At 61.5% G+C, this 12,575-nt stretch carries 11 protein-coding genes; 6 read left to right on the top strand and 5 right to left on the bottom strand.

All coding sequences use genetic code 11. The annotated features are described in order from the left end of the window. The first annotated feature begins 7 nt into the window (after positions 1 to 7). On the top strand, positions 8 to 1,015 hold the full coding sequence (rhaS, locus tag C2L66_RS25660) for a rhamnose ABC transporter substrate-binding protein (RefSeq protein WP_060605732.1): 1,008 nt from the start codon (positions 8 to 10) through the stop codon (positions 1,013 to 1,015). 78 nt (positions 1,016 to 1,093) lie between these two features. On the opposite strand, the gene C2L66_RS25655 is transcribed toward rhaS, so the two are convergent. Further along, positions 1,094 to 1,771 carry a response regulator transcription factor gene (locus C2L66_RS25655; RefSeq protein WP_231950052.1) on the bottom strand — a complete coding sequence of 226 codons (678 nt, stop codon included), beginning with the start codon at positions 1,769 to 1,771 and terminating at the stop codon, positions 1,094 to 1,096. A 512-nt stretch (positions 1,772 to 2,283) separates the two neighbouring features. On the opposite strand from C2L66_RS25655, the gene C2L66_RS25650 reads away from it, so the two are divergent. Further along, entirely contained in the window at positions 2,284 to 2,520 is a 237-nt protein-coding gene (locus C2L66_RS25650) for a hypothetical protein (protein ID WP_054930781.1), read from the top strand. 68 nt (positions 2,521 to 2,588) lie between these two features. Here C2L66_RS25650 and C2L66_RS25645 read toward each other — a convergent pair whose 3' ends face one another. Next, positions 2,589 to 3,518: a dihydrodipicolinate synthase family protein gene (locus C2L66_RS25645; RefSeq protein WP_233444981.1), complete on the bottom strand. Its 930-nt coding sequence runs from the start codon at positions 3,516 to 3,518 to the stop codon at positions 2,589 to 2,591. 2 nt (positions 3,519 to 3,520) lie between these two features. After that, positions 3,521 to 5,233 (bottom strand): IlvD/Edd family dehydratase, encoded by a 1,713-nt coding sequence (locus tag C2L66_RS25640; protein WP_060605733.1) that lies wholly within the window; start codon positions 5,231 to 5,233, stop codon positions 3,521 to 3,523. A gap of 452 nt (positions 5,234 to 5,685) precedes the next feature. Here C2L66_RS25640 and C2L66_RS25635 point away from each other — a divergent pair, with 452 nt between their 5' ends. From C2L66_RS25635 to C2L66_RS25620, 4 genes are all read left to right on the top strand, one after another. Then, complete coding sequence (locus C2L66_RS25635) at positions 5,686 to 6,858, top strand: quaternary amine ABC transporter ATP-binding protein (RefSeq protein ID WP_054930803.1); 1,173 nt, start codon at positions 5,686 to 5,688, stop codon at positions 6,856 to 6,858. Further along, positions 6,851 to 7,756 carry a choline ABC transporter permease subunit gene (choW, locus tag C2L66_RS25630; RefSeq protein WP_054930779.1) on the top strand — a complete coding sequence of 302 codons (906 nt, stop codon included), beginning with the start codon at positions 6,851 to 6,853 and terminating at the stop codon, positions 7,754 to 7,756. The genes C2L66_RS25635 and choW overlap by 8 nt, the downstream gene beginning before the upstream one ends. A 132-nt stretch (positions 7,757 to 7,888) precedes the next feature. Further along, a complete protein-coding gene (locus C2L66_RS25625) occupies positions 7,889 to 8,866 on the top strand; it encodes a GlxA family transcriptional regulator (RefSeq protein ID WP_224101237.1) in 978 nt (325 codons plus the stop codon). 39 nt (positions 8,867 to 8,905) lie between these two features. After that, positions 8,906 to 9,847, top strand: a complete 942-nt coding sequence (locus C2L66_RS25620) for a choline ABC transporter substrate-binding protein (RefSeq protein ID WP_054930778.1) — start codon at positions 8,906 to 8,908, stop codon at positions 9,845 to 9,847. Positions 9,848 to 10,672: 825 nt separating this feature from the next. On the opposite strand, the gene C2L66_RS25615 is transcribed toward C2L66_RS25620, so the two are convergent. Both C2L66_RS25615 and C2L66_RS25610 read right to left on the bottom strand, forming a co-directional pair. After that, positions 10,673 to 11,815: a CmpA/NrtA family ABC transporter substrate-binding protein gene (locus C2L66_RS25615; protein WP_060605734.1), complete on the bottom strand. Its 1,143-nt coding sequence runs from the start codon at positions 11,813 to 11,815 to the stop codon at positions 10,673 to 10,675. Between the two features lie 10 nt (positions 11,816 to 11,825). After that, complete coding sequence (locus C2L66_RS25610) at positions 11,826 to 12,401, bottom strand: ANTAR domain-containing response regulator (protein WP_054930776.1); 576 nt, start codon at positions 12,399 to 12,401, stop codon at positions 11,826 to 11,828. Between the last annotated feature and the right edge of the window lie 174 nt (positions 12,402 to 12,575).

Below are 12,575 nucleotides of genomic sequence, written 5' to 3'. Positions count from 1 at the left end.
ACAACAGATGAACAAACCACTGCGTCACGCGGGAGCGATGATGCTTTGCGCGGCCTTGCTGGGCGTGAGCGTCGCCGCGTCCGCAGCAGGCATCAAGCCGGACCTGAAGATCGCGTTCGTGCCCAAGCAGATCAACAACCCGTACGAAGTGATCGCCGACGACGGCGGCATGGCCGCGATCAAGGAGTTCAAGGGGCAGGGCAAGGTGGTGGGGCCGTCGGACGCGGGCGCGTCGTCGCAGGTGTCGTACATCAATACGCTGACCACGCAGCGTCAGGATGCCATCGTCATCGCGGCGAACGACGCGAATGCGCTCGTGCCGTATCTGAAGAAGGCGATGTCGCAAGGCATCAAGGTCGTGACGTTCGATTCCGACACGGCGCCCGATGGCCGTCAGCTGTTCGTGAATCAGGCCAACGCGGAGAGCATCGGGCGCGGGCAGATTCAGCTTGTGTCGAAGCTGATGGGCGGCGAGGGCGAGTTCGCGATTCTGTCGGCCACGCCGAACGCGACGAACCAGAATACGTGGATCAAGTGGATGCAGGAAGAACTGAAGAAGCCCGAGTATTCGAAGCTGAAGCTCGTGAAGATCGCGTACGGCAACGACGATGACCAGAAGTCGTTCGTCGAGACGCAGGGGCTTTTGCAGGCGTATCCGAACCTGAAGGCTATCGTGGCGCCCACATCCGTTGGCATTGCGGCGGCGGCGCGCTATATCTCGACGTCGTCGAGCAAAGGAAAGGTTGTGGTGACGGGGCTCGGCACGCCTAACCAGATGCGCGCGTTCGTGAAGAACGGCACCGTGAAAGCGTTCCAGTTGTGGGACCCGGGCCAGTTGGGCTATCTCGCGGCGTACGCGGCTGCAAGTCTCGCGTCGGGCGCGATCACGGGCAAGGAAGGCGAATCGTTCGACGCGGGCAAACTGGGCAAGCGCACCATCGGCGCGCAAGGCGAAATCATTCTTGGACCGCCGACCACCTTCGACGCAAGCAATATCGATAACTTCAACTTCTGAGGCTCATCCCGTCCCTTGCTGGAAGCGGGCCGCTCGCGCGACGCGAGCGGCTTTTTCAATGCGAACGGAGACCGCGCATCAGATCAGGCCATTGAGCTGCGAGTACTTGACGAGATCGGCATTCGTCGCCAGTTGCAGTTTTTTCATTGCGGTGCTTTTTTGCGTCGCGACGGTCGAGACCGACCGGTTCACCTGTCGCGCGATTTCGGTCAACGACGCGCCGGAAGCAAACAGCCGGATCACATCCATTTCCTTTTTCGTCAGGACGGGCTTGCCGCTGTCCTTTTCATTGCCCTGAGGGCGATGATGACGAAGCCGCGCACGGATATTCGCCGAGAAATAAGGCCGGCGATGCTGCATCACTTCGTGCGCGGCGATGCGGAATTCGTCGACCCCCTCGCGCTTGTCGACGATGCCCGCGACACCTGAACGGGATACGCGGATCAGTACGTCATCGTTGGCAAGCATGGTGAAGACGACGACGGGAATGTCGGGGTGGCGCTTGCGCAGCCGCGCAATAAGCGCGAGCCCGTCGATGTCGTTGCGCGCGGTCCCCATTGTCAGGTCCGTGATGATCAGATCCCAGTTGCCATCGGACAGCACCTGCAGCAGTTCGTTGCCCGATCTGGCGGCGGCATCGACGTTATAGCCTGGCATGCTGGACAACGCGTTGATGACAGCGTGCCGGATAACGGGGTGGTCGTCTGCAATGGCAATCCGGAAATCGCGAGCGGCATCGATACGAGTGGCATTCATGATGGGAAAGCTGGACAACGTCGGTGGAACGTCCAATGGACTTCGGAACGTGGCGGCGCGATGCACGCCATTTCTGGCTGGACGCGGGCTTTTTCCTGCGCGCTGAAGGAAAAATGAACAGAAGACGTAAGGTTAGCGAACAGCGCAACCGCTGAGTGGGGTTTTGAAGCAATACTGACGAATTTCGAAAAAATCCGACGCAATAGGCGTGCACGATTTGCAACACTTCTTCGCTTCGCAGACGCAATCGAATGGCCGATCCCGTTCGACCGGCGATGCTTTTTTTAAGAAAACGATGCATTTGCGCGCCAGGATTTCAGGCGGCTAAGCGGCAATAAAAAGGTCGTCATTGATGGCGGAATGGCAGTTCGTGTAAAGAACTGTCAAGGATGGCGATTGCCGCGAGAAATGCGTCAACGCTTCATGACCCGGCGCGTTTAGAGCGATGACCCAATCAGGTCAGACGGCCAGCGAGCCGTCAGTCAACAACCCAAGGTTTGAGGATTCAAGCAATGAACAAGCACATCATCGCCGCCGCTCTGGCAGGTCTGTTCTCGATCGCTGCATTCGCGCAGGCATCGGCTCCCGCAGCAACGGCTGCCGCAGCAACGGAAGCAGCGCCGGCAGCAGCATCGGCACCCGCTGCCAAGCACCACGCGAAGAAGCACCACCACGCGAAGAAGCACGCACACAAGAAGGCAGCGCCCGCAAAGGCAGCCAGCGACGAAGCAGCATCGGCAGCACAGTAAGGCTTAGCGCTCCACGCTGATGCCGAAGGAGGAAGCGCGGTCGCGAGACCGCCTTCCTCTTTTTTGCTTCAACGGGCCGTGTTGCGCCGATCCGCAAACGGACCGAGCGCCGCCGCAAAGCGGCGCGCACATGACAGACCGAATGCAGTCGGACGCATGCCCCGGTCGTGCGCGACATCGAAACCCATGCGCCACGCTGCGATCCGTTTGCCGTAGCAGGTCAATGCATCGAGCGATTGCATCACGAAGACGATGGATGGCAGGATGCGTTCGTATAGCGCTTGCGCGTTAGCCTGATCGTCCTCCATGAAAGCGCGGTAAATCGCGGCTTGCCAGTCGAACGAATCAGGCGCGACGATCAGGCCCGCGCATCCGGCGCGCAGATTGTCGATCAATTCCTGGCCTCCGCGCCCATTGAAAGCGGGCAACGGACTGCCTTGTTCGCGCAGTTGTTCGATCGTCGATTGAATGATCGTGGCGGGGCCTTCGCCCTTGAGCCACTGAAACTGCCCGCATTGTGCGGCAAGCGCGACCAGCGATTCAACCGTGAGTCCAACGCCCAGATATTCAGGCGCATTCTGGATGCCGACGGGCACGCGCACGCGCTGCATGACGTCGGCGAAAAAATCGAAGTAGAACGATTCGGGCTTGCCGCGCACGGATGGCGGTTGCAGGATCAGCGACGACGCACCGTGGTCCGCTGCGTAATCCGCCAATGCGAGTTGCGCGTCCGGCGTGTCGCCCGTGATCGTGACGGCGAACGGCACGCGTGCCGCAATGCGCGCGCCCGTCCATTCGATAAAGCGCTGCTTCTCCTCGAGCGACAAACGGTGCGCTTCCGTCGCGAGACCGAGAATCACGATGCCGCCTGCGCCCGCATCGATCGTCGCGTCGATCTGCGTGTGGATCGCTTGACGGTCGAGCGTGTCGTTCGCGTCGAAGCAGGCGTAGAGCACGGGCCACATGCCGTGTGGCGAGAACGGGGCGGGGCGCGTCATGATCAATGCGAATCGCGCGGCACGGGCGCGCCGCTCGCGCCCACCAGGAAGTCGAGATCGGCGCCCTGGTCGGCCTGCAACACATGCTCGACGTAAAGACGGTAATAGCCGCGCGCGGGCAGTTCAGGCGCGCGCCAGGCGGCGCGGCGCCGTTCCAGTTCGTCGTCGGATACGTCCAGATGCAGGCGCCGCGCGGCGACGTCGAGTTCGATCATGTCGCCCGTCTGCACGAGCGCAAGCGGTCCGCCCGCCGCCGCTTCGGGCGATACGTGCAGCACTACGGCGCCATATGCCGTGCCGCTCATGCGGCCATCGGAAATGCGGACCATGTCGGTGATGCCTTTTTGCAGGACCTTTTTCGGCAGCGGCATGTTGCCGACCTCGGCGAAACCGGGATAGCCCTTCGGCCCCGCGCCCTTGAGCACCATCACGCAATGCTCGTCGATATCGAGCGCTTCGTCGTCGACCTTCGCGTGCAGTTCTTCGACGTTCTCGAACACCACCGCGCGCCCGCGATGCTTCAACAGCGAGGCCGTCGCCGCCGACGGCTTGATGACCGCGCCATCCGGCGCGAGGTTGCCGCGCAGCACGGCGATGCCCGCGTGCGGCTTGAACGGCTCGGCGAACGTGGTAATCACCTTCTGATCGTAGTTGGGCGCATCGCAGACGTTGTCCCACAGGGTCTTGCCGTTGACGGTCAACGCGTCGCGATGCAGCAGCCCTTGTTCGCCCAGTTGCCGCAGCACGGCGGGCAAGCCGCCCGCGTAGTAGAAATCTTCCATCAGGTACTCGCCCGAGGGCTGCAGGTTCACGAGGCACGGCACATCCGAGCCGAGTTCCCAGTCGTCGAGTGCGAGATCGACGCCGATGCGCCTCGCAAGCGCAATCAGATGCACGACGGCATTCGTCGATCCGCCGATCGCAGCGTTCGTGCGGATCGCGTTTTCGAAGGCTTCGCGCGTGAGGATCTTGTCCATCGTCAGATCGTCGCGGACCATCTCGACGATGCGGCGTCCGGCCAGATGCGCGAGCACCTGGCGGCGCGCATCGACAGCGGGAATCGCCGCGTTGTGCGGCAGGCCGATGCCGAGCGATTCGACCATCGACGCCATCGTCGATGCCGTGCCCATCGTCATGCAATGCCCGCGCGAGCGGTTCATGCACGATTCGGCATCGATGAATTCCTGCTGGCTCATCGTGCCCGCGCGCACTTCCTCGGACATTTGCCACACGCCCGTGCCCGAGCCGATCGTGCGGCCGCGAAAGCGGCCATTGAGCATCGGGCCGCCCGACACCGCGAGTGCGGGCAGGTTGCACGAGGCCGCGCCCATCAGCAGCGCGGGCGTGGTCTTGTCGCAGCCGACCAGCAGGATCACGCCGTCGAGCGGATTGCCGCGTATCGACTCCTCGACATCCATCGAAGCCAGATTGCGAAACAGCATCGCCGTGGGCCGCAGATTCGATTCGCCGAGCGACATCACGGGGAATTCGAGCGGCAGGCCGCCCGCCTCGCGCACGCCGCGCTTCACGTACTCGGCAAGCTCGCGGAAGTGCGCGTTGCAGGGCGTCAGCTCCGACCATGTATTGCAGATGCCGACCACCGGGCGGCCGTCGAATGCATCGTGCGGAATGCCCTGATTTTTCATCCACGAACGATGGATGAAGCCGTCCTTGTCGTTACGGCCGAACCAGCTTTGCGAGCGGAGTTTGCGCATGGGGTCTCCTGTCCTGGCTTCGTTTTTCGTAATTCGTACCTCGGTGCTGATCAGCTTAGCCGATTCGCCGCGCGAGATGGCATTCGCCGAAAGCGTGCGAGGCTTGCGACGCGGCGCCGTTGCAGCGCAACAGAAGCGATCGCACAACGAGCGTGCGCGGCATGGCAGGGAGAACCCTTGCTGGCCCATGCGGCGACGCGCTCGCATGCGTGATTCGCTGCACGCGGACCTTCCAATAAGCGACACGCGCATTCGCTCATCACGCACTGCAGCATCCTCGCAAACCCTTGCTGGACAAGGGCTGCACGCATCCGCTAACGCCCGTTCGCTTTTCCTCGTGTCGCATTTGCGCAAGGGTTTGTCGCAATTAGTCGGCTAGGCGGGGTTTTTTCTGGCAACTATGTAGTCACACATGTGCAGGCCGGCGCCTGCACCACGAGGAGATGGACTCGATGAAATCCCCAAAGGTCGTGGTCGAAGGATTATGTAAGGTTTTCGGGCCTAACCCGAAGTTGGCGCAGGACATGCTCTCGCGAGGCGCGTCGAAGGACGAGGTATTCGCCAGGACGGGGCATGTGGTGGGCGTCCACAACGTTTCCTTTGACGTGCAGGAAGGCGAGATTTTCGTGCTGATGGGCTTGTCCGGCTCCGGCAAGTCCACGCTGATCCGTCTTATCAACCGGCTCGTCGAACCGACGGCCGGCAAGGTCATTATCGATGGCCGCGACGTCGCCGCCATCAAGCGCTCGGAGTTGATCTCGCTGCGCCGCACCGACATGAGCATGGTGTTCCAGTCGTTCGCGCTGATGCCGCAACGCACGGTGCTGTCGAATGCGGCGTTCGGCCTCGAAGTCGGAGGCATGGGCCGCAAGCAGCGCGAGAAGCGTGCCCTCGAAGTGCTCGAACAGGTGGGCCTCGCGACCTTCGCGGGTAAGCTGCCTTCCGAGCTGTCGGGCGGCATGCAGCAGCGGGTGGGGCTGGCGCGCGCGCTGGCAGTGAACCCGTCGCTGATGATCATGGACGAAGCGTTCTCGGCGCTCGACCCGCTCAAGCGCAAGGAAATGCAGAACGTGCTGCTGGAATTGCAGAAGAACCAGCGGCGCACCATTCTTTTCGTGTCCCACGATCTGGAAGAGGCGCTGCGTATCGGCACCCGTATCGCGATCATGGAAGGCGGGCGCGTCGTGCAGATCGGCACGCCGCAGGACATCATCGCGAACCCGGCGGACGACTACGTGCGCGCGTTCTTCGAAGGCGTCGATACCAGCCGCTATCTGACGGCGGGCGATCTGATGCAGGCGAACGGCGTGCCGCTGGTCCGCAATCTCGATCAGACGAGCGTTGCCGAGTCGCTGAACGGCAGCGCCGAGTACGCATTCGTGCTGGATGCCGAGCGCCGCATTCGCGGCTTCGTCACACGCGATGCGATCGGCAATGCGTCGCCGTCGCTCAACAAGGTCGAATGCATTTCGCGCGGCGCGCCGCTCGAACATGTCGTGTCGCGCGTGTGCGCGAGCACGACGGCTCTGCCCGTGGTCGACGACGAGGACCGCTATTGCGGTTCCGTCGATCAGGCCGCGGTCCTGAAGGTCATTACGCGTAACAGAGGTGGCGCCCATGTCTGAGATGATTCCACTCGGCCGTTGGGTCGACCAGTCCGTTCACTATCTGCTCGATCACGATGCGAGCACGTTCGATTCGATCGGCAAGGCGATCGAGAGCTTTGCCGCGATGATCGAGCATGGCCTGCAGGCCATTCCGATGTGGGCGCTGATGGCGTTCTTCATTGCGATCGGTTTGTGGCGCGTGGGCTGGCGCTTTGCCATTTTCGCTACTGCCTCGCTATTGCTGATTTACGCAACCGGCTTCTGGGACCAGACGGTCATCACGCTGGGTCTCACGCTGTCTTCGACGCTGATCAGCCTCGTATTCGGCATTCCGCTCGGCATCTGGACCGCGAAGAACAAGCATGTGCAGATGATCGTGCGGCCGATTCTCGACCTGATGCAGACGATGCCCGCCTTCGTCTACCTGATTCCCGCTGCGATGTTGTTCGGTCTTGGGCGCGTGCCGGGGATTCTGTCCACCGTGATCTTCGCGATGCCGCCCGCCGTGCGTCTGACGAGTCTCGGCATCAAGCACGTGAATCGCGAGATCGTCGAAGCGGGGCAGGCCTTCGGCTGCACGCCGTGGCAGCTGCTGTACAAGGTGCAATTCCCGAACGCCTTGCCGTCGATCATGCAGGGCGTGAACCAGACCATCATGATGGCGCTGTCGATGGTGATCATTGCGTCGATGGTGGGCGCGGGCGGTCTCGGCAACGATGTGCTCGCGAGTATTCAGCGCCTCGATATCGGCTTGGGTTTCGAAAGCGGTTTGTCCGTCGTGTTGCTGGCGATCATTCTGGACCGTATTACCGAGAGCTTCGGCCGCTCTCCCGGCTCGGCTACCGCGCCGCGCTTTGCGGGTCTGCGCAATGTGATGCGCGTACGCCGCGAGCAGCCGGCTGTCGCGCAAAGCTAGGTCTCTGTCGTTTTCACTCAGGCGCCGGATTTTCGGCGCGTCTGCAATAGAACCAATAGTGGTCGTCCCGCGAGAGCCTTTGGCTTTCGCGGTGGCCAAACACATTCTTCTTTGTGCATCACGGAGCGCGACGTGACGTCTATCAGGGCTGAAGCGCCGTTGTCGAATCTTGCGCATGTGGGCTTTCTGACTTTGCCCAGTTTTTCGATGATCGCGTTCACGAGCGCGGTCGAGGTGCTGCGAATGGCGAATTATGTTTCGCGTGCGCAGCACTATCGCTGGTCTGTGATCACGACGGACGGCGTGCCCGTGCGGGCGAGCAACGGCCTGACCGTCAAGCCGACGCGCACGCTGGAAGAGGCGGGCATGCCGGACGTGCTGATCGTGTGCGGCGGCACGCAGATACGCAATGCCGTCGATGCCAACGTGAAGACGCTGCTCGCGGATGCCGCATCGCAAGGCGTGCCGTTGGGCGGCATTTGCACGGGCGCTTATGCGTTGATGGCGGCGGGGCTGCTCGACGGTTATCGCTGCTCCGTGCATTGGGAGGACCTGTCGGCGCTGCACAAGGACTATCCGCATGTGCAATTCGCCGACGAGCTGTTCGTGATCGATCGCGATCGGCTGACGTGCACGGGCGGCACTGCGCCGCTCGATCTGATGCTCGATCTCGTCAGTTCCCGCTTTGGGCAGAACCTTGCGGCGCAGGTGTCCGAGCAGTTCATTCTGGAGCGCATCCGTAGCGCGAGCGATCCGCAGCCGATCCCTGTCGATGCGCGGGTCGGGTTCTCGCGTGCCGAACTGATCGAAGTGGTGCGGTTGATGGAAGCGAATATCGAAGAGCCTTTGTCGCTCGAAGAACTCGCGCGGCTCGTGCAATTGTCACAGCGCCATTTACAGCGGATGTTCAAGGTTTATCTGAGCGTGTCGCCGACGCATTACTACCTGTCGTTGCGTTTGCGGCGCGCGCGCGATCTGCTGCGCACGACGGATGCATCGATTGCGCGCGTGACGGCTGTGTGCGGATTTCATTCGCCGTGTCATTTCAGCAAGGCGTATCGCGCGCAGTTCGGCCATGCGCCGAGCGTCGAGCGCCGCCACGCGAACTAGCGCGTCGAGTTGCCAACAAATCATACTGAGGAGAATCTGATGAAACGCAAGCTGATGATGGTGGCCGCGCTGTGCGCGACGGCTGCCGCGACCGCGCATGCCGCCGACCCTGCCGTGTGCCGCAACGTCCGGTTCGCTGATGTTGGCTGGACCGACATTGCCGCGACGACGGGGCTGGCATCGACGCTCTTCCAGGGGCTCGGCTATAACCCGACGAAGACGATTGCTTCCGTGCCGATTACGTTTGCGGGTATCAAGAGCAAGCAGATCGACGTGTTCCTCGGGTATTGGGCGCCGACGATGGACCCGATCATCCAGCCGTTCGTGAAGTCCGGCACGATCAAGGTGCTGGCGACGCCGAATCTGACGGGCGCGAAGTATACGCTTGCGGTGCCGGATTATGTGTACAACGGCGGGCTGAAGAACTTCAGCGATATTGCGAAGTATGCGGACAAGCTCGATGGAAAGATTTATGGCATCGAGCCGGGAAATGACGGCAATGCTTTGATCAAGAAGATGATCGATGGGAATCAGTTCGGGCTTGGCAAGTTCAAGCTGGTCGAGTCGAGCGAGGCGGGCATGCTGGTGGAAGTGAACCGTGCGGTTCGAGACAAGAAGTGGATTGTGTTTCTCGGCTGGGAGCCGCATCCGATGAACGTGCAGATGAAGATCGATTATCTGTCTGGCGGGGATGATGTGTTCGGGCCTAATTATGGCGAGGCTAAGGTGTTTACGGCTACGCCGCCGGATTACGCTGCGCGGTGTCCGAATGCGGCGAAGTTGGTGTCGAACTTGCAGTTCACGACGGCTATCGAGAATCATGTGATGGTGCCTATCATGAACAAGGAAGATGCTAATAAGGCGGCGCTTGCCTGGTTGAAGGCTAATCCGCAGGCTTTGGATAAGTGGCTTTCTGGGGTGCAGACTTTTGATGGGAAGGATGGTCTGCCAGCTGTTAAGGCTTATATTGCTGCGCATTGAAGTGGGTTTGGGTTTGGTTTTTTTGTTTTGGTTTGGATTGCCTGGGTTTGCGCTGGCATCCGCGATTTGGCTTTGCGCTGGCATCCGCGTTACGTTAGTTCGCTTCAGGCGTCGCCCCTGTGCGGGGCGGCACCTACTTTTCTTTGCCGCCGCAAAGAAAAGTAGGCAAAAGAAAGCGGCTCACACCGCCAATTCTTGACGCTTACCCACGGGCCCCCAACGTCCCCACACTTCACACACCAGTGGCCCTGGTTGGTGCCCGTTGCCAACGCTTCGAATAAACGCCTCACCCGCTTCAATTACCCGTACCCGTACCCGTACCCGTACCCGTACCCGTACCCGTACCCGTACCCGGGCCAGCGGCAGCGAATGGTATGTGCCGCCCAGGTGGCAAACTGTGTGTAGGTTGTCGCGTCGTATAGCTTGGCGCTCTTACCAGGTGGGATGCGTGCGCTATCGGTCCGGAGTGAGGCGCGTATGGCGCGAAAGCCGACACACAGTTTGCCACCTGGGCGGCCGTGGACTGCCCGGCAAGGCGTGCCGTGACGCGGGAGCGTGAAGCGGGTGAGGCGCGCCGCAACAGCGTTGGCAACGAACGTGGGTCACGTGATTGCCGTGTGAAGCGTAAGACCCTTTGGGGGCCCTCAGGCAAGAACTAGAATTGGCGGTGTGAGCCGCTTTCTTTTGCCTACTTTTCTTTGCGGCGGCAAAGAAAAGTAGGTGCCGCCCCGCACAGGGGCGACGCGTGAAGCAAGCTAACGCAACGCGGATGCCAGCGCAAAGAACAAACCAGCCACGCCACGAAGTCGCAGACAAGAACCCCCTTCAGGCCCTGATCAAAAACCCTCGCATATAAGCCTGATCCGCATTCCCATCCCAAACCCGCCCATCAACGAGCACCGCCGACGGCGCATCGGCCCACACCCTCACTCCAACATTGGCGGCCGCCTGGCAATACAGTTCAACCTGATTAACCTCCCCCGCAATACGCGCAAAATCATCCCTCCACCCAGCCATCCCCCACCGCGCATACTGCGCAAAAAACCAAACCCCTTCCGCAGGATGCGGATAATTCACCGCCCCATCAGCAAAAAACTTCACAGCCCGCCGCTTTTCATCAGAACCCGCAGCAATCAACCGTGGAGCAATCAGCCCGGCAGGCACGCCAACAAACTCATCGCTGGCGAGCCGAGCCGAAATCTCCACCCGATGCACATCGTCATCAAGCCACCGGCACGCCTCGAGCATCGTCTGCACGAGCGCCCGAGCCGTATTCGGATACCGCGTAACAAAATCGCGCCGGCTCGCCAGCACCTTCTCTGGATGATCCGGCCACACCTCACTCGTATACGCGATCGTTCTGCCAACACCGCGCTCCTGCGCAACCGCATTCCACGGCTCGCCGACACACAGCCCGTCAAGCCGATCCTGCGCAAGCGCATCGACCATCTGCGGCGGCGGAATCACCACGCCTTCGATATCGCGCAAAGGATGCACGCCCTGCGAAGCGAGCCAGTAATACAGCCACATCGCATGCGTACCCGTCGGGAAAGTCTGCGCGAACACGGGCTTGCGCCCGAGCGTCGCCAGCGCGGCAGGCAGCGTCTTGTGCTCGTCGAGCGCAGCAGCAAGACGGTTCGATACCGTGATCGCCTGGCCGTTGCGGTTCAGCACCATCAACACGGCCATATCCGTTTGCGGGCCACCAATGCCGAGCTGCACGCCATACACGAGGCCATAAAGCGAATGCGCAGCATCGAGATCGCCCGACAACAGCTTGTCGCGTATCGCGGCCCACGACGGCTGCTTCAGCAGTTCGATCGTCAGTCCGTGCGCATGGCCGAATTCGAGCAGCTTCGCGGCAACCAGCGGCGCAGCGTCGCTGAGCGCGACGAAACCAAGCCGCAAGTGCGTCTTCTCGAGCTTGCCGGGTTCGTCGGGGGAAGAAAGGTAGGCGGGTGAGTTCATGGGCAGCGCATCAATCGGGCAGGTCGGCTGCGGCGACGATCTGGCGCGCAACCTCGGCGAGCTTCACGCCCTGGTTCATCGCGCGCTTGCGCATCGTCGCGTAGGCGGCGTGTTCGGTCATCTTTTGCGAATCCATCAGCAGGCGCTTCGCGCGGTCGATCAGCTTGCGCTCGGCCAGTTCGTTCTCGGCCTGCGCCAGCCGCTCGCGCAGTTGTGACTCCTGCGCGAAGCGCGCCAGCGCCACTTCGAGAATCGGCGCGAGGCGCTCCGTCGCCAGTCCTTCGACAAGATATGCCGTCACGCCCGCGCCGACGGCATCGCGTATCAGCTGCTGGTTGGCGTCGTGGCTGAACATCAGCACCGGGCGCGGCGCCGTCGCGTTCATCACGGCAAGCTGTTCGAGCGTATCGCGCGAAGGCGATTCCGTGTCGACGATGATCACGTCGGGCCGTTCGCTCTCGACAGTCTTGTGCAGCGCCTGCGGCGACGCGGTGGCGGCGAGCATCTCGTAGCCGAGCCGCGCAAGCGTATCGCGCAACTCGCCGATGGGTTTGTCGGTATCGGTTACGAGCAAAACACGCAGCATGGATTGCCCGGTATGGAATAGGGGAAGTTACACAGCTTCATTCGTCGGATTGCGGCTTCTGCATTGCGTCTTGCGGCGGGTGGGCAGCAGTTGCATGTTTGCTGCGACCTGGCGGAAAGCGTGCAGTCATCCTGCAACTTGTATGCCATCAATCGACAATCGCCCTAACGTTTG

The organism is Paraburkholderia caribensis, assembly GCF_002902945.1.
GTDB lineage: Bacteria > Pseudomonadota > Gammaproteobacteria > Burkholderiales > Burkholderiaceae > Paraburkholderia > Paraburkholderia caribensis.
This window is presented reverse-complemented; position numbering and strand designations above follow the sequence as displayed.